Origin of the sequence: Bacillus thuringiensis (genome assembly GCF_022095615.2) — a bacterium.
GTDB lineage: Bacteria > Bacillota > Bacilli > Bacillales > Bacillaceae_G > Bacillus_A > Bacillus_A cereus_AG.
The window spans coordinates 1,735,207-1,753,619 of record NZ_CP155559.1 but is presented as its reverse complement, the minus strand read 5'-3'; the positions used below and the strand labels follow the sequence as shown (position 1 = coordinate 1,753,619).

Sequence of the window (18,413 nt, the reverse complement as noted above, 5' to 3'; positions counted from 1 at the left end):
AGTACTTACTTATTGTTATAAAACATTTCATATGTGATTAGTATGAATAACATTGTATAAAATTTCTATTTTATAGCCATTTCCACATTCACACAGTGAATATATTACATAAAAATATTATTCATTTTAAACTAAATAACGTACGTAAATATGAAATTCCGTTTTGTTTTCATGTAAGTTTTGTACTGTAAGGTCATTTAAACACAGCTATTTATATAACGTAAAGAAGTATTTTGATTCCCTTTATTTTCAAGATTCTCTGTCCTTATTTCAAAATATAATCCGCTTCACTTTCCCGATGAAAATATCCATATGTAACAACAAAAAACACTACTTACTTACAATTGATAAAATTATATTAATATATCTTTTGAACCCGTATGCAATTATGCATAGTATATACATAAAAGGGATAGCTTCAATTTCTTGAAGCTATCCCTAAAAATCTTCTTATTTTTTCAAATGATATGGAACTGTCGTAATAACAACATTTCTTTTATAGAGTAAATACGCACGTATGAGTAAACTAGATTGATTATGAAGAATGTTATGCCAACCTTTTTTCGGTATGAACTGTGGTATAACGACCGTAACTCGGTAATTTGATTCACTCGCTTTATATTGCACTGTATCAATAAACTTTGTTAGCGGTTGAATAATACTTCTATAATGAGAATGTAAGGTAACAAGTCTTACTTCAGGTTGCCACTTCTTCCACTTCTCTTCAAATTTCTTTTCTTCTTCTCTGTCAAAAGCAACATATACAGCGATAACTTGATCTGCAGAAAGAGCCTTCGCATAGTTCAATGAATTTTCCACCACATGAGTCATACCCGCTACAGGAACGACAATTACATTTCCCTCAATTGGAACAAGTGGTTCACAAGTTTTTAAACTTAATTGATCACCCACTGCATCGTAATGCTTCTTAATTCTATGGAACAAGAAGATGATGGCAGGTAAGAAAATAAGGATCGACCAAACTTGTGCAAACTTAGTTAAAAAGAACATGCTCATTACGATAAAACTAATAACTGCACCAATTAAATTGACCGTTAATCTCAAAGCCCATCCTTCAGGTTTTTCACGAAGCCATTTTAATACCATACCACTTTGAGAAAGTGTAAATGGAATAAATACACCTACTGCATATAACGGGATTAAATGTTCTGTTTGCCCTTGGAAAGCTACAATTAAAATAATCGAAGCGATTCCAAGTATAATAATACCGTTTGAGTAGCCTAGGCGGTCTCCTCTAATCGTAAACATTCTCGGAATAAACTTATCTTTCGCAAGGTTAACTGCTAATAGCGGAAATGCAGAATACCCTGTATTAGCAGCAAGAATTAATATTAAAGCTGTTGTACCTTGTATGAAATAGTACATGAAATTACGTCCAAATGTTTGTTCAGCAATTTGTGAAACAACTGTTACTTCTTTACTTGGATTAATTCCATAATAATAAGCTAAAAAGACAATTCCTGAAAATAAAACTGCAAGTAATGCCCCCATTGCAAGCAATGTTTTCGCTGCATTGTTAGGTGCAGGATCCTTAAAGTTCGGAATTGCGTTAGAGATCGCCTCAACACCTGTTAAGGCAGAGCTTCCTGAAGCAAATGCTCGTAACAGTAAAAACAAACTAATGCCTGCAACTGGCGTTCCAATCGGCGTGTGTAAGGCCTGCGACACGTGACCAGTTAAAATATTGTATATCCCTACCCCAATTAATATAAATAGTGCTAGAACAAATAAATAAACAGGATATGCTAAAACGGAAGCTGATTCCGTTACCCCTCTTAAATTTAATATCGTAATTAATATAACAAATACAACTGCAATAATTACACTATGTGCATGTAAGCTAGGAAAAGCAGACGTGAGCGCATCTGTACCTGCAGACACACTTACTGCAACAGTTAAAATATAATCGACTAATAAAGATCCTCCAGCTATTAACCCTGGATTCATCCCTAAATTTTCTTTTGATACAACATACGCTCCTCCGCCATGCGGGTAAGCGAAAATAATTTGGCGATAAGATAAAATAAGAGCAGTTAATAACACTAATACCCCAACAGCTATCGGAATGGAATACCAATAAGCTATTGCTCCAAGACCTGCTAATGCGATTAATATTTGCTCTGGTCCGTATGCGACCGATGACAATGCGTCAGAAGATAAAATGGCTAGCGCCTTCGTTTTATTAAGCTTTTGCTCTCCTAACTCAGTTGATTTTAACGGCCTTCCAATTAAAAATCTTTTGATTGATGAAACCACTGCTGTCCACTCTCCATTAATTTTGTACGAACTTTTCTGCTAGTTACAGCGGATAAACTATTTTTTCAGAAAACAAAAAATGTCTACAAGCCATAACGAAATAGACTTGTAGACATTATTTTTTTTGTCGCACAAGCTCCACCTTCCTTCTCAATATAACGCTTACGAGGTTAGCTGTCGGATTCGGGCCTATGAGTAGCCCTACCTTTTTCAAGGATTCACCCCATTGGATTAAGTAATAATCCATAAGAACGGGTCCCCCGTACCATGCGGTTTCAGCGATTTAGAAAATTGAAACTGTGGATTATAATACTCCTTTATTTTCAAAATGTAAACAAAAATTTTGAAAAAGAAAAAATTTAAAATGATTGCGCATAATCCGCTGATAAATATACATAATGAATATTAAAAAATCGATAAAGGAGACCCATATGTCTAAAGAAAAGAAGCCTATTTTTTCCGATTCCTATTTAGATGCATTAGCAAATGAAATTAATCAATTATACGATAAACGTGAACAGGAAATAAATTTGACAGATAGAACGAAAAGAAATAAATAAGTTGTCATAAAAAAGAAAGCAATACACTTATATATTGCTTTCTTTTTTATTTTTTCATACATCCAATTCTATTGCTGATTTGTTAAAGGTCCTTTCTTCATACACCTTTAAATTTTGATATACCGCACCCAATAACGGCGCTTCTATAGAAAATTGTTCTGCTGCATCTAGTAAATATCCTTGTAAGTGCTTCCCTTCAATAGACGAACCTTTTTCCATATCCCGCTGCATCGATGACTTCATATCATACGAAATTTTATCAATTGTTTTCATATGTTCCTGGGCAATATCTTCCTTAACTGGTGCCCCTATATATTTCATAATTTGCACACATTCTTCAAATAAGTTTTGGATAAAATCACGTCCACCTTCACTTTCGCGAATCGGTCCTATTGGTGCACGCATTAATGTTGTCACACCTGACATTACAGTAATAAATAAATATTTATGCCACATATCTTGTGTAATATTTTCACTTAAAACAAAACTAGATTTCGTACCTGCAAATGCTTTAGCAATATGCTTTATTCTCTCTGAATCTTGAGGATTCATTTCTCCAAACAGAAGTCTGTTGGCAGCGCTAGTTTGTACAATTTCTCCTTGATCGTTTAACGTCGTCTCGATAAAGCATAAACCGCCAATCACTTTCTCCACGCCAAATTCTTTTTGTAATAGTGATACATGAGCAATACCATTTAGCAATGGAATTATGGCAGTATTTTCACCTACAAACGGCTTCAAATCTTGAATTGCCTCGTTTAAGTGATACGCTTTTGTTGAAAATAGAATAACATCAAACGGAGAAGTTCTATCTTCTTTCGTTATTAATTTCGGTTCAAAGGAAAAATCCCCGTTAACACTACGAATAACAAGTCCCGTTTCCTCTAATTGCTGTTTTCTTTTACTACGAACAAGAAACGTAACATCTTCCCCTTTTTCGACTAATCGGCCACCAAAAAATCCTCCGACGCCACCCGCTCCTAATACTAAAATACGCATACAAACATCCCCCTTTTCAAAATACAATTTTATAACATTTAGTATACATAACATTATACATGTCCCCTGCTAAATAAGCTGAATTTTCATTCTTAATCAAGTGTAAAACCGTGGTTATTTTCAAATAAATTTGGGCATGTTGTTTTTATAGCATATATGAAAGGAAACAATGTAAATGGAGGCAATACAAACAATCGAGGAAAAAGATGTAACAACAGCTATATTTCAATTTATATTCCCGTTTTCTTTTAAAACTGGATATGAACAAAATATGTTCCCTTTCTTACAGAAAAATGATTTTCGCCCTTTTCGACTCGATCATCTTGAAAATGAAAATACATACTACGGAAAGTTTCAAGTTTCGCATCAAAATATGGAAGCATACTATCTTTCATTTACAAATAAAATTCTATTTCCTCACTCAGAGCATCAAAAAGGATTGCAGCGTTATTCTAAAGACCTTAACTTAACTGGACATTTAACAACAAATTTGATTTCTGTTCCATTCAAGATTCATTCTATTGACGTAACACTTTGTCCTTATGAGCTTGGCTTCTTAACAATTCGAACAGAAGTAGAATCCGCTCCAAACATAACATTATCAGAAGCAATTGAATTCGCCGCCCGCTTCCGTGTACTTGAAACTAAAAATGATACAAACGAGACTATCTGTATTGAATGTAATGGAAAAAAATATTCACAAGTAGAGAAGCTCATATTCGGCGATTTATTTCATGGCTTAACAGACTTTTTTGAGAACAAAAGATTGCGGAGTTCTTACTTCCAAACATTCCCCTTCTTTGAAGATCAACGAATGTATGTACAAACTTTATTATCCATAAGCAAAGAGTCAGACCTTCATGTAATCGATGTATACCGAGCTTCCAGTCTTTCCGGATTAACAGACGATGGTAAGCCGTATATTAGCGCAAATAATGTTCCTTATATTCAAGATTATTTAATAAAACATTCTTATCAAAGATGGGCTCCTAATCGCTACTTTATTATGGAAGAACATATTTTCACATGTATAACAAACGAAGGTGAACACGAATTCGCTAAACTTGCTAGTCAAATGTACGGGGAGTTTTATTACGCTTTGTTATTAAATCTATTTCATAAAGTTGTTTTATTAAAAATGGCAAACGCTTATGCTGAGCTTAATATTGAACAAGATACAAATGAAATAGAGAAATTAATTTATTCAATCAATTCATTTACAGCGAATTACTTTTCTTTAGAGCTAGTATCCCAATCACAGAGTGAAGATATTTTCTTCCGCTTAAGAAATCTATTTAACATTGAGGTACTATACTCGAATGCAAAACAAAATCTTGATAGTTTGTTTAAATATCAAGAAAACGTCGCTTCTAAAAAAGATAGCCTTTTACTATTAATTTTAACGCTATACTCTGTAGTAGGCCAAATGTTAGGATTTACAATGATTGATCTTTTAAGAAACACCGATTCAAACAAAATATCGTCGCCACTTGAATTTTTCGCTCTTTTAATAGCAATTAGCGGCATAGCCATTTCATTTATTTTAGGTGCACAAAGTTTATACCAATGGAGTCTACAACTTAAACGAAGAAAAGCATGGGTAAAACAAACTGTGCTTTCTGCTGTGAAAGAGAAAGATGATAAGAAGTAACGAAGGTCATTTTCAAATTACAAATACGTGGTACGCTTCAGTAAATGAAATTTTTATCAGCGATTTTTCGAATATATCAGCGCAACTCGAAATATATCAGCGATTTTTTAAATATATCAGCGCAGCTCAAAATATATCGGCGATTTTCCAGATATATCGACTTAACGACAAAAAAGCAGAACCGGACAATATAAAAAAGGTACTCCACCATAAAGTTTGGAGTACCCTTTTTTATTACACGAATTCCACTTACTTCCCTGCTTCGATTTTCTCTAATGCAGCAGCTACTTGCTCTTCCGTTAATTCATGTTGTATTACGTAGCGGTTACGTGGGCTTACACGACATTCATGAGAACATGCGCGTAAGTGTTTCGCTTCGTTTTCTTCAGAACATAAAATTTTCTTGTTACATTCTGGATTTGAACAGTTTACATAGCGCTCACAAGGTTCACCAGTAAAGTGGTCTTTACCAACAATAACATGTTCTTTTTGGTTTACTGGTACAGCGATACGCTCATCAAACACGTAACATTGTCCATCCCATAGCTCACCTTGTACTTCTGGATCTTTTCCGTACGTTACAATTCCGCCGTGAAGCTGACTTACATCTTCATAGCCTTCTCGAACTAACCAACCAGAGAATTTCTCACAGCGAATTCCGCCTGTACAGTACGTTAAAATCTTTTTGCCTTCAAGTGTTTCTTTATTTTCTCTAATCCAGTCTGGTAATTCACGGAATGATTCAATATCTGGTTTAATCGCACCTTTAAAGTGACCTAAATCAAACTCATAATCATTTCTTGCATCAATGATAACTGTGTCTTCTTGTTTCATTGCTTCATAAAAATCTTTTGGCTCTAAATACTTCCCAGTTACTTCGTGTGGGTTGATGTCATCTTCTAGACGAAGTGTAACTAACTCTGGACGAGGACGTACGTGCATTTTCTTGAATGCGTGTCCTTCTTCTTCATCTATTTTAAATACGATACCGTCAAATCGTGGATCGTTGTTCATTGCTTCCATGTATTTCTCTGTTTGTTCTACAGTACCAGAACAAGTTCCATTAATACCTTCTTTAGCTACAAGGATTCTTCCTTTTAACTCAAGTGAATTACAAAATTCTAAATGCTCTGCAGCGAATTCTTCTGGGTTTTCAATTGTTGTGTACATGTAATATAGTAATACTCTATATGGTTTTGTAGTTGCCAATGTATTTCTACCACCTATCTAATTTTTAAAATCATGTATAAGTTAACGTTCATATCAAAACATATATAATAAGAAAATGAATTCACATTTTCTTCTCTTTATACTATTTTCTATCAGTTAACAAAAATAAAAAACAAGATTACACATCAAAACACTATGGTTAAGTTGTAATCCCAATATATTATATATCATACAAATGCAATTCCATCAATGAATATGCTATATTATCGGCTTTATGTTCACATAAATTTCAAAAACAGCCCTTTAATTCATTATGTTTCCCCACGTCATCACACCATAAACTCCCAATTTTTTATAACACCACACCATCCATTGCATAAAGGCATATAATTTGCACTAAGGAAACATTTATGTTCAAATTAAAATATCATCTCATACATTTAAATGTATTGAAATAATGTGTAAGAATAAATACAATAATTTCATCAAGTTAACATTTCAAAGGGGAAAACTACTATGAATAAAGATATAACAAAAGATGAACAAGTCCCTTCTCAAAGTACAACTGTTCAATCAGCACACTTAGCTTTAAGTGGCGAAACGAAAGGTTGGAAAAGACTGTTACCCTTTTTAGGACCCGCTTTTATCGCGTCAGTTGCTTATATTGACCCTGGTAACTTTGCTACAAATATCGCAGCTGGTTCACAATATGGATATTTACTATTATGGGTTATATTCGCTTCTAACTTAATGGCAGTATTAATTCAAACTTTATCAGCTAAATTAGGAATTGCTACGGGAAATAATTTACCTGAAATCGCTCGCGAACACTTTCCAAAACCTGTGTCTATTGGCTTATGGATTCAAGGTGAACTCGTTATTATGGCTACAGATTTAGCTGAATTTATCGGGGCAGCACTCGGATTGTATTTATTATTTGGAATTCCGATGTTACCAGCTGCTTTAATTACAGCAGTCGGATCATTTATTATTCTTGAGTTTCAACGCAGAGGATTTCGTCCACTAGAAGCTATTATTACAGGGATGATTTTTATTGTAGTAATAGCATTTGGGATTCAAGTTTTTTATGCAAAGCCAGAATTAAGCCCTCTACTTTCAGGACTTTTCATTCCAAAATTCCAAGGTGTAGACAGTATATTACTGGCAGCAGGGATATTAGGTGCAACAGTTATGCCACATGCAATCTATTTACATTCTGCATTGACACAACGCCGTGTGGTCGGTACAACTGACGAACAAAAGAAAAAGATTTTCCGTTTTGAATTTATCGATATTATTATTGCAATGGTTATCGCTGGAGCAATTAATGCGAGTATGTTAATTGTTGCTGCTGCACTATTCTTTAAAAATGGCTTGCATGTTGAAGATCTTGATGTTGCTTTTAACCAGTTCAGTACTTTAGTCGGTCCAGTATCGGCTGCTTTATTTGGAATTGGGCTCTTATCAGCAGGACTATCTAGCTCTTCTGTCGGTACAATGTCAGGTGATATTATTATGCAAGGTTTCATTCGAATGCATATTCCGTTATACTTACGCCGCTTTATTACAATGATTCCACCATTAGTTATTATCGCTTTAGGTGTAAATCCAACTTACGCTCTAGTCATGAGCCAAGTCGTCTTATCATTCGGTATTGCTTTTGCATTAGTACCACTTATTATGTTTACAAGCAATAAAAAAATTATGGGTGCGCTCGTCAACCACCGCATAACAACCTTTATAGCTTGGATCATTGCTGCACTTGTTATCATTTTAAATATTTTCTTACTGTATCAAACATTTGTAGGATAATAGAAAAAGGTATTCCAATAAAACTGGAATACCTTTTTTCATTACCACTTATGTATGTACCTCTTTCTGGCATTATCGCACCTTTCTCAGTTCGAAAGTAAAGTGGTAATCCTTCCGAACAAAACATGCTCACCTTGGATGGATCCTGCCTTTGATGATGAATATGTAAATGCGGCTCACTTGAACTTCCAGAGTTACCGACTTGGGCAAGAACCTCTCCTTCATTTACATGTTGTCCTTCCCTCACTTTAATTGATCCTTTTTTTAAATGGGCAAGAATCAAAAATGTCCCTGATTCATCTAGTCGTAAATAAATATGATTCCCCGCCATTGACTGAAAATCATCCTCTCCTGGAACTACATCTATTTCATCATTATTGATAGATACAACTGTTCCAGAAGCTGGTGCCATTACTTTCGCTCCATATATTCCATAATCCCCTAAATTACTACTTTTCACTTCAGCAGGCGGAATAAGAATATCATATGCCCATCGTTCATTTGGTTTTATAACATGATAGTTCGTTTCTAATCGATCACCGCCCCAGCCCACTAATGTTCGTTCATTCAAAGGAAAGCGAACGACTGCTTTAGGACTCATAGATTGTACATCTGCTGGGTAAGCAAGTCCCCCTATATTAGCAAACCATCCTAAAGGCCAAGCTCCAATTATAGAGAAAAGAACGATGAAGAGTATTGTTCTATCTATTCGATTTCTGAAAATTCCTTTCCACAAAAATAGTAATACTGATCCTATCAAAATAAAGATTGATACTAAGCTAAAGGCTTGTAAACCCCACCAAACAATGACTGATATAACACCATGTGCTAAATAAACTACACTCCAACTTATAATTAAAAACGCAACTAAAATTACTAATACATATTTCTTCCACATGCTGTATCCCCCACCCTCATATCTTTGTTCTACATGATACGAAGTGAAAATTACGACATATAAAAGAAATACTTACGACTTTCTTACAATTCCTGATAATGCGGTAAAACGGTGGTGAAAACAGTTTCTTTCTCGTTACTGCACACAGTGATATCCCCTTTATGAAGCTCTGCTATACTTCTCGCAATTGCAAGTCCCATTCCTTTTCCACCCGTATGAGAGCTACGTGATTTTTCACCACGATAAAACTTCTTAAAAACGTAAGGAAGGCTCTCATTTGAAATGCATTGTCCAAAATTTTTAATTTCTATTTCAACATTCATACCTCTTTTAGAAACTTGAATAAAAATCTCCTTTCCGTCTTTCCCGTACATAATACTATTACTAATTACATTTTCGAATAGTCTCACCATAAGCGCTACATCCATTTCCACATGTAACTCCTTATCACCATTAATACAAAAGCTCATATCGGCATCATCTAGTTGTGGTACAAAATCAATCATGATTTGTTCAATGAACGCTTTCATATTTACTACACTTTTATGTAATTCAATCTCCCTATAATTTATTTGACAATACTCTAATAAATCATCTACTTGATTTTTTAATTCATAACTTTTTCGCTTTAATATACTTACATACTGTTCACATTCTTCTCTATTTGAATGAAGCTGATTTCCTAACAGGTCCGCGTAACCGATTAGAGATGTTACAGGTGTTCGTAAGTCATGAGAAATATTACTAATCATTTCAGTTTTCATTTCCTGCGATTTTTTTTCATTTTCGATAGACTCTTTTAAACTTTTAGCCATTCTATTAACATTCGCTGCTAATTCACCAATCTCGTCATTTTTTGAAATAGGTATATGTATTTCAAAATTACCACTACTTATTTGCTTCACACTCTTGTTAATTTCAGATAATCTTTTCATCATTGTTTTTGTCATGAATGCAAAGTATATTGTAGTAAAAGTTAAAAAAGCTATTAAATATAAAAATGAATATTTTTTCTCTAATTCGGTAACTTGACCATATATATTTCCAATTAATATTTGAAACGTTATTATACTTACAGTTGCTAATAAGATGCTACATATGAATGCGATAAAAAACTTAGCTCTAATGCCTTGGAATGATTTAATCTTCAATTTTATATCCGACTCCCCAAACATTTTGAATAAACTTCGGCTCTTTTGGATTCTCTTCAATTTTATTTCTTAATCTTGCAATATGAACCATTACTGTATTATTACTTTCATAGGCCCTTTCTTTCCAAACGCTCTCATATATTTCTTCAATAGTAAATACACGATTCTTTGCAGCGGCCATTAAGTACAAAATATCATATTCAGTTCTCGTAAGATTGATGGTTTCTCCATATAACATTACTGTTCTAGACACTTCATCTATTTCTAGACCTCTAATGTTTATTTTCTTTTCTATTCCTTGGACAGCATTTTGATTGAAATATGTATACCTTCTTAATTGAGCTTTCACTCTCGCTATAAATTCAATTGTACTGAACGGCTTCACAATATAATCATCTGCTCCAGTACTAAATCCAACGACTTTATCTAAGTCCGATGATTTTGCACTTAAAAACATAATTGGTAAACTATGTTTCTCTCTAATTCTTCTACACAATTCTATACCATCCATTTGTGGCATCATAATATCCAGAATAGCAAGTTGAATACTGTTATTATTTATTATTTCTAAAGCCTCTTCTCCATTATGAGCACTAAAAACTTTAAAACCTTCTTGCATTAAATTCGCGTTAACAAATCGAACAATATCTTGATCATCATCTACAATTAAAATTGAGTTTTTCTCCATATACAAACCTCTTTTTGAAATATATTCCACAATTAATTTTATCACAAATCAAAACCATACTTCCCTCTTGAATAATCTTTATTTTCAGATTACATTATATAATAACAACACATTCTAGTTTCAGAAGAAATGGAGTGAAAGCATGTTTCCTATATTGAAAACCGACCGACTCATTTTACGAGAACTTACCGAAGAAGATGCACCGGGTATACTACAATGCTTTTCTAATACTGATGTACTGCGCTATTATGGCCAAAAACCATTACAAGATGTTGATCAAGTAAAACAAGTCATTCATAACTTTAAGCTCAGTTACAATGCAAGAAGCGGTATAAAATGGGGAATCGAATTAAAAGACAAGAAAGAACTCATTGGAACAATCGGGTTTCATGATTGGTCTTCTGAGCATAAACGAGCCAATATAAGTTATGCCTTTCTTCCTGAACACTGGGGAAATGGATATGCTACTGAAGCTGTTTCTGAGGTTATATCATACGGTTTCCATACCATTCATTTAAAGCGTATCGGGGCAATTGTATTTCTTGAAAATGAGGCTTCCAATAAAGTTCTATTAAAATTAGGTTTTGAAAAAGAAGGAGTTCTAAAAAATTATATGTATCAAGATGATATTCCATATGATACGAATTTTTATTCTTTATTAAAATCGGTTTAATAGACTCTATTATTAAGTAAAGACCTTCCTATAGCTAGGAAGGTCTTTACTTAATAGGGATAAATAACATTATATTTTTTAAGTTTTTACCAACCTGTACCATGTTCGGAGTATTGAATAATTTCAGTTTGAGATGTAATACTTGATTTAACTTGTTGTGTATCTTTAAATACATTCACATTTAATAGCGTAAGAACTGCTAACAAACTTAATACCCCAATTTTTTTCATTTTAATGCCCCTCTTTCATTTAGTGTTTTCTCTGCTTGATATGCTATGTGATAATACTCTCCAGCTTTTTTTTCATTTCTTTTCTCATAAAACTGAGAAGCTATTTGCTGTGAGTAATCTTTTACATATCCAAAAACTTTCTTTAACTCCACTTATTTCATCAAAAAGCAAACTATATCTTAAATTAATAAGTGCATAATGTAACTTTATATTTAGATCCTTAATAGTATCTAGTACTCAATAGTTTCCTTATGTTGTTTTGCTTTTGCTATATTTCTCAAACGAATTTCACAATTCCACCCATGAAGCAATTTTTTCATTTCTTCCATTGTAACCACGTCTATACTCATGGAATTTATTCTCCCCTTTACTTAAAATTAATATAAGTATAACAAATTACAAAAGAATAAAAATAGAATATTAAGAATTTTAAACTTTCTCAACAAAAATCATACTTTAGTATACATAAACACAGTAACCATATCTATTATACTGAAAATACAAAAAAACTAAGTACTTATATAAAGCACTTAGCCTTTCTCTTTTACTCCTTAATTATATAAGCATTCTTATAAGTATAAACACCACCAAATTGATGCTTTTCAATTCCCTTTACGTAATCCTTTTGTACATATGCTGAACCAATATGATACAGCGGTGCTACAGCTGCATCTTCTAATAATACTTGCTCAGCTTCTAGCAATGCTCCCCATCGTTTCTCTGGTTCTAGTACAAAATCAGTTTTCGCTTTCTTTATTAATTCATCGTAACGAGCATTAGAGTAATTCATTTTATTATTTGGATTACCCGTCGTAAATAGCTCTAAATAACTAATTGGGTCTTTATAATCAGGTCCCCAATTTGCCATAGTTATATCATAATCCCCGGTTTGTTCTAACTGTAATTTTTGCTTAAATGGCTGTTGTTTAATTTGTATCGTTAATCCATGCAAATTCTTTTCTAAGTCACCTTTTATATATTCTGCCATACGTTTTGCATTATCTTGTTCAAACGTTAAAAACTCGAGGTTTACTTGCTCTACTCCAAGCTCTTTTTTCGCTTCTTTCCAAATCTTTTTTGCATTTTGCAAATCATATGAAGACAGATCTCCGTTTTCTTTTCTAAAATCTTTACCAGTCTCTTCGTTTACATGACCAACTGGTACAAGTCCGCTTGCAGATTTTGCCCCATTATTAATAAAGTTAGCAACAAAGTCCTCTTTATTTAACGCTAATGAAATAGATTGACGCACCTTTTTATTTGCTAACGCACTATTTTTCTCATTAAAACGTAGCATAGCAATTCCAGGATCACTCGACATATGTAATTCCTTATTCCCTTTATACTTGTCTACAAATTGAGAATTAATAGGCACCCGGTCTAAATCACCAGCTTCGTATAAATTAACAGCCGTCATTGTATCCTTTACAATCTGAAAGTTTATCTCGTCTAATTTCACTTTCTTTTGATCCCAATATGTAGCATTCTTCTTTAATTGAAACTCTTGTTCATGCTTCCATTTCTCTAATACAAATGGCCCGTTATATATGAGATTACTAGGTTCCAATGCATAATTCTTTCCTTGTTCTTTCAAAAATGATTCATGCTGTGGTAAGTATATCGGCAGTGCTAACAACTGTAAAAAATACGGAATTGGCTGTTCGAGTTCCACTTCTAACTTATAATCATTTATTGCTTTAACGCCAAGGTTATCAAGAGGCATTGTTCCTTTATTAATTTCTTTCGCATTTTTCACATGAAAGAGCATGTACGCATATTGAGACGCTGTTTCAGGATTAATTGCACGTTTCCATGCAAATATAAAATCATTTGCTGTCACACTGTCTCCATTTGACCATTTTGCATCTTTACGCAAATTAAATGTATATTTTTTACCATCTTCACTTCTTTGGAACGATTTTGCTACTGCTGGAATAGGCTGATCTTGATCATCTAATACATACAAACCTTCAAATATGTTTTGCATAACGTGTGTTGATGTACCATCCATTGTTTTCGCAGTATCAAGAGAAGGAATTTCTTCTGCTACTGTTACATTTAATACTTGTTTTTTTGCCTCAGTGTCACTTTTATTCGCTTTATTATTACAAGCTGTTAATAATAAAGTTGTAACAAGTGCCATTACCATTAAATGGCTCTTTTTTCGCTTCATGAATTGTTCTCCTTAAGTATAAAATATTATAAAGCGTTATATATTATAGCAGAAATATGAACAGAAAGATGCGACATTCTTTTGAATATTTATTCGTTCCAGAAAAAAAGCTATCCTTTTAAAAAAGGATAGCTTTTTCAAATACCTATCTTTGTAAACCTCGTTTATAACGACTTGCTTCAAATATAATACGCTCTTCATCTAACGTTTTACATTCACCATTCCAAACGACACGTTTTCCGTTAATAATTACATCGCTTATATCTTTTCCACTAGCTGCATATACAAAGTGCGATAATACTTCATCTGCTGGTTGTAAATGCGGCTTATTAGATGGGTCAATCGTAATAAAATCAGCACACTTTCCAACCTCAAGTGATCCTGTTTGTTTCATGCCGATTACTTCAGCAGCTCCTTTAGTCGCAAGTGTAAGAGCAGTTTCAACTGGTAACGCTGTTGCATCTTGGTGAATACCTTTTTGTAGTAAAGTCGCTATACGCATTTCTTCAAACATATCTAAATTGTTGTTAGATGCAACACTATCTGTTGCAATTCCTACTTTCATTCCTGCTTCTAGCATCGCTTTTACATTCGCTATACCAGAACCTAGTTTTAAATTACTATTCGGGTTATGTGCTACTCGAACATCATGTTCTGCTAAAAATACACGCTCATTTTCATTTAATACTACACCGTGTGCAATAACTGTTGGGCGTTTAAACAACCCACAACTTGCTGCATATTCGACTGGACGCTTTCCGTACTGTGCTTCAATATCACGTACTTCACGCTCTGTTTCCGAAAGATGAATATGAACCATCGTTTGATTTTCTACTGCAATACGTGCACATTCTTCTAACAGTTCAGTAGAACATGTATATGGACTATGCGGTGCAACCATCGTAGTTAACATGCCACTTTCGTTATAGTAACGCTTCACATATTTCTCAGCTTCTTCAATTGCTTTCTTTTCATCTTCCTTCGTTCCGAAGCTAAATAAAGTTCTTGAAACAGCAGCTCGCATTCCACTCCTTGATACCGTTTCCATAATTGCATCTTGATCTACTCCAATTGGATTAAACATGTCAGAAAATGATGTTGTACCACTTTTCACCATTTCAAGTAATCCTAATTCCGTGCTAGCGACCGCAAGCTCTGGAGTAAACTGACTTTCCAGTGGCCAAATTCTCGTCTCCAGCCATGGCTGTAATAACATATCATCGCCAATACCTCTTAAGAGACTCATTACAACATGTGTATGTGTATTTATAAGCCCTGGTAAAACCCACTTTCCTTTCATGTCAATTACTTCATCTACTGCAAAATCATTAGTGAATTCTCCGCTCTTTACATCTATAATTTGATCATTTTCTACAATGATATATCCATTTTCCATCACTTCGTTTTGTTCATTCATCGTTACAATTGTAGCGTTTACATAAGTTGTTTTCAAAAGTATTTCCCCTTTCAACTCTATGAAGTTCCCTTTAATAAGTTACCACCATTATAGTAACTTATTAAAGATTAAGAGTCAAAAGATAATTTGAATTCTTTCATTATCTTTTTCTTCAAAATGCTATATTGTTTTTCATTTGTATCTGCAAATGCTTCTTCTCGATTTGATTTCTCATCCAAATAATTCAATTTCCGACTGAATTGAGTCTCTGTAAAATCCAACCTCTGTCCATTTATACAGTTATAAAAGTGCCACACCTCCCCTATTTTTGTCTTCTTAATTTTTCCTCCGCATATATCTTGAACGACTAAAGCCGTTACACCACACTGTCCCTTTGCTGGATTTTCAAGAGTCCACTTTGAACTTGTTTCAATCGACCACGATTTTATTAGTGCTTCATATATTCTTTTTGCCTTTACGTCATCCATTTTCAGCTTCTCCTACTATTAATTGTTTTACACATCATATTTCAAAAGAGGTAGTAATCGCCCCTTAAAAACCGTTGATGGTGTTTCCCCGATTAATTTTGCTCCCATCTTCAAGTAAAACCCTTTTGCATTCGGATCACTATCAATCGTAAAACTTTTTATTCCTAGTTCATTTGCTTGCTCTATTACAAACTTCCACATTATTTTGCCATATCCATTCCCTTTGTAACGAGGATGAATGTATAAAAAGTCGAGAGCTTTATCATTACGTAAAAATGTGAAAAACCCAATCTTCGTATTATCGTTTTCTAAAACATATACAAAATTATTATTTATGTACTCTTCTGTAATTGTTAAATCTTCCTTACAAGCAAGTATGAATGCTTCACTATATTTCCACGTTGCTTTTGAGTGTAATGCGAGTTCACTTAATTCATTTGCTTCACTTAATAACGCTTTTCTTATCTTCATGATGCTTTCTCCTCACCTTCAATATGTAACCTATTAAAATGATTCGAAAAGTAATTAAAAAAACCTCTTATTTCCGTAAATAAGAGGTTACTTTTATAATTCTTCAGAATAGGTAACAATTTATTAAAAGAAAAAGAACGCCATTCTTGAAAATTGGCGTTCTTTTTCTTTTAACCTTTATAGCATATTATATTAAGAATCATTTTTGCACTTCTAAACAGTTTCTACTACCCCTTCAAGCATTGTTCCATTTTTAGCATAATTCGTATGCCAAGAAAAAGCTTTTTCTAAAACATGAGGAGTTTGTCCACCTCTTGTTTGTGCTTCTTCGTAATAAGCTCTTAGCTGGTCACGATACATTGGATGTACGCAATTCTCAATAATTAGTTCCACTCTTTCTCTTGGCGCTAATCCTCTTAGGTCAGCATACCCTTGTTCAGTGACGATAACATCTACATCATGTTCCGTATGATCTACATGAGAAACGAAAGGAACGATACTTGAAATGTTACCACCTTTTGCAATCGATTTAGTAACAAAGATAGCTAGACGTGCATTTCTCGCAAAATCACCAGAACCACCAATACCATTCATCATCTTTGTGCCTAAAACGTGAGTAGAGTTAACATTTCCGTATATATCTAATTCCAAAGCCGTATTAATCGAGATTAATCCAAGGCGGCGAATGATTTCAGGGTGATTAGAAATCTCTTGCGGGCGCATCATTAATTTGGCACGATATTTTTCAAAATTGGAAAATACTTGTTGCATTTTCTCTTCAGAAAGCGTAATTGAGCAGCAGGAAGCAAAATTGACTTTCCCAGCATCCATAAGATCAAAGACCGCATCCTGTAACACCTCAGAATACACTTCTAAATCTTCAAACTCGGAATCTAACATTCCATGAAGAACTGCGTTGGCCACTGAACCAATTCCCGATTGTAGCGGTGCTAAACGATTTGTTAATCGACCTACTTTTACTTCTTTTCGAAGGAACTCTATTAAATGCTGTGCCATAATAACAGTTTCTTCATCCGGAGGAACAATTGTCGATGGTGAGTCCAGTTGGTTCGTAAACACAATCCCTTTCACTTTTTCAACATCAATCGGAATGCCAATTGTTCCAATTCGATCATCCGTTTTTACGAGCGGAATTGGTAGCCTTTCCCCTTGTTTACCTGGTTCATATAAATCATGTAGCCCTTCTAGCTGCGCGGATTGAGCCATATTCATTTCAATGATAATGGACTTAGCATTTAAGGAAAATGCTAAGGAATTTCCAATTGAAGTCGTTGGAATAATCATTCCGTCTTCAGTAATCCCAACCGCTTCCAAAATAGCGAAATCTATATCCATAACGTCAGCACGAAGTAACTCTGCTGTATGAGATAAGTGCTGATCCACAAATAAAAAGTCTCCGTTATTAATTCCTTTTCGCATAGTCGCATCAGCTTGGAAGGGTAATCTTTTCCTTAAAATTCCTGCTTCCGCAAATAATTTATCTACATCAGAACCTAAAGAGGCACCAGTATAAACATTTACTTTAAAAGATTTATCATTCTTAACTCGGTTTACAAGCGCAAATGGGACTGCTTTCACATCACCTGCACGTGTAAACCCACTTAAGCCTAAAGTCATTCCACTTTCAATCCATGAAGCTGCTTCTTCAGGTGTAACTACGCGATTTTTCAGACGTTGATCCCTAATTCTATCCAAATTATTCTCCATATGTAATCCCTCTCCCTGTGAATATTCATAATTATTTTACACTTTAAC

Annotated in this window: 16 protein-coding genes and 1 riboswitch; of the genes, 4 read left to right on the top strand and 12 right to left on the bottom strand. The window is 34.0% G+C overall.

The features are described from left to right. Positions 1-450 precede the first annotated feature (450 nt). A complete protein-coding gene (locus KZZ19_RS09090) occupies positions 451-2,277 on the bottom strand; it encodes an APC family permease (RefSeq protein WP_088096005.1) in 1,827 nt (608 codons plus the stop codon). A 144-nt stretch (positions 2,278-2,421) separates the two neighbouring features. After that, a riboswitch (cyclic di-AMP (ydaO/yuaA leader) is annotated at positions 2,422-2,568 on the bottom strand. Positions 2,569-2,708: 140 nt separating this feature from the next. Between KZZ19_RS09090 and KZZ19_RS09085 the strand changes: the two genes are divergently transcribed. Continuing rightward, a complete protein-coding gene (locus KZZ19_RS09085; protein WP_255260280.1) occupies positions 2,709-2,837 on the top strand; it encodes a hypothetical protein in 129 nt (42 codons plus the stop codon). A gap of 54 nt (positions 2,838-2,891) precedes the next feature. Here KZZ19_RS09085 and panE read toward each other — a convergent pair whose 3' ends face one another. Beyond that, complete coding sequence (panE, locus tag KZZ19_RS09080; protein ID WP_237981397.1) at positions 2,892-3,836, bottom strand: 2-dehydropantoate 2-reductase; 945 nt, start codon at positions 3,834-3,836, stop codon at positions 2,892-2,894. A gap of 175 nt (positions 3,837-4,011) precedes the next feature. Here panE and KZZ19_RS09075 point away from each other — a divergent pair, with 175 nt between their 5' ends. Then, positions 4,012-5,487: a hypothetical protein gene (locus tag KZZ19_RS09075; protein WP_237981398.1), complete on the top strand. Its 1,476-nt coding sequence runs from the start codon at positions 4,012-4,014 to the stop codon at positions 5,485-5,487. A gap of 249 nt (positions 5,488-5,736) precedes the next feature. Here KZZ19_RS09075 and KZZ19_RS09070 read toward each other — a convergent pair whose 3' ends face one another. After that, entirely contained in the window at positions 5,737-6,696 is a 960-nt protein-coding gene (locus KZZ19_RS09070; RefSeq protein ID WP_088096002.1) for a rhodanese-related sulfurtransferase, read from the bottom strand. A gap of 477 nt (positions 6,697-7,173) precedes the next feature. Between KZZ19_RS09070 and KZZ19_RS09065 the strand changes: the two genes are divergently transcribed. Continuing rightward, positions 7,174-8,469 (top strand): Nramp family divalent metal transporter, encoded by a 1,296-nt coding sequence (locus tag KZZ19_RS09065; RefSeq protein WP_088096001.1) that lies wholly within the window; start codon positions 7,174-7,176, stop codon positions 8,467-8,469. Here KZZ19_RS09065 and KZZ19_RS09060 read toward each other — a convergent pair. The 3 genes from KZZ19_RS09060 to KZZ19_RS09050 form a co-directional block, all read right to left on the bottom strand. Continuing rightward, complete coding sequence (locus KZZ19_RS09060) at positions 8,426-9,367, bottom strand: M23 family metallopeptidase (protein ID WP_088096000.1); 942 nt, start codon at positions 9,365-9,367, stop codon at positions 8,426-8,428. The genes KZZ19_RS09065 and KZZ19_RS09060 overlap by 44 nt on opposite strands. A gap of 83 nt (positions 9,368-9,450) precedes the next feature. Further along, positions 9,451-10,518 carry a sensor histidine kinase gene (locus KZZ19_RS09055; protein ID WP_140392421.1) on the bottom strand — a complete coding sequence of 356 codons (1,068 nt, stop codon included), beginning with the start codon at positions 10,516-10,518 and terminating at the stop codon, positions 9,451-9,453. Further along, positions 10,508-11,206, bottom strand: a complete 699-nt coding sequence (locus tag KZZ19_RS09050) for a response regulator transcription factor (RefSeq protein ID WP_237981399.1) — start codon at positions 11,204-11,206, stop codon at positions 10,508-10,510. Before KZZ19_RS09050 ends, KZZ19_RS09055 begins: the two co-directional genes overlap by 11 nt. Positions 11,207-11,348: 142 nt before the next feature. Here KZZ19_RS09050 and KZZ19_RS09045 point away from each other — a divergent pair, with 142 nt between their 5' ends. Beyond that, a complete protein-coding gene (locus KZZ19_RS09045) occupies positions 11,349-11,879 on the top strand; it encodes a GNAT family N-acetyltransferase (RefSeq protein WP_237981400.1) in 531 nt (176 codons plus the stop codon). Between the two features lie 86 nt (positions 11,880-11,965). Here KZZ19_RS09045 and KZZ19_RS09040 read toward each other — a convergent pair whose 3' ends face one another. The 6 genes from KZZ19_RS09040 to KZZ19_RS09015 all read right to left on the bottom strand — a co-directional run bounded on the left by KZZ19_RS09040 (position 11,966) and on the right by KZZ19_RS09015 (position 18,365). Then, a complete protein-coding gene (locus tag KZZ19_RS09040) occupies positions 11,966-12,109 on the bottom strand; it encodes a hypothetical protein (RefSeq protein ID WP_170930128.1) in 144 nt (47 codons plus the stop codon). 544 nt (positions 12,110-12,653) lie between these two features. Then, entirely contained in the window at positions 12,654-14,282 is a 1,629-nt protein-coding gene (locus KZZ19_RS09035) for a peptide ABC transporter substrate-binding protein (RefSeq protein WP_088095995.1), read from the bottom strand. Positions 14,283-14,427: 145 nt separating this feature from the next. Next, a complete protein-coding gene (locus tag KZZ19_RS09030) occupies positions 14,428-15,753 on the bottom strand; it encodes a bifunctional S-methyl-5'-thioadenosine deaminase/S-adenosylhomocysteine deaminase (RefSeq protein ID WP_237981401.1) in 1,326 nt (441 codons plus the stop codon). Between the two features lie 53 nt (positions 15,754-15,806). Beyond that, positions 15,807-16,166 (bottom strand): YunG family protein, encoded by a 360-nt coding sequence (locus tag KZZ19_RS09025; RefSeq protein ID WP_237981402.1) that lies wholly within the window; start codon positions 16,164-16,166, stop codon positions 15,807-15,809. Positions 16,167-16,193: 27 nt separating this feature from the next. Continuing rightward, on the bottom strand, positions 16,194-16,637 hold the full coding sequence (locus tag KZZ19_RS09020; RefSeq protein ID WP_088095992.1) for a GNAT family N-acetyltransferase: 444 nt from the start codon (positions 16,635-16,637) through the stop codon (positions 16,194-16,196). Positions 16,638-16,850: 213 nt separating this feature from the next. Next, on the bottom strand, positions 16,851-18,365 hold the full coding sequence (locus KZZ19_RS09015) for an acetyl-CoA hydrolase/transferase family protein (protein ID WP_088095991.1): 1,515 nt from the start codon (positions 18,363-18,365) through the stop codon (positions 16,851-16,853). Positions 18,366-18,413 lie beyond the last annotated feature (48 nt).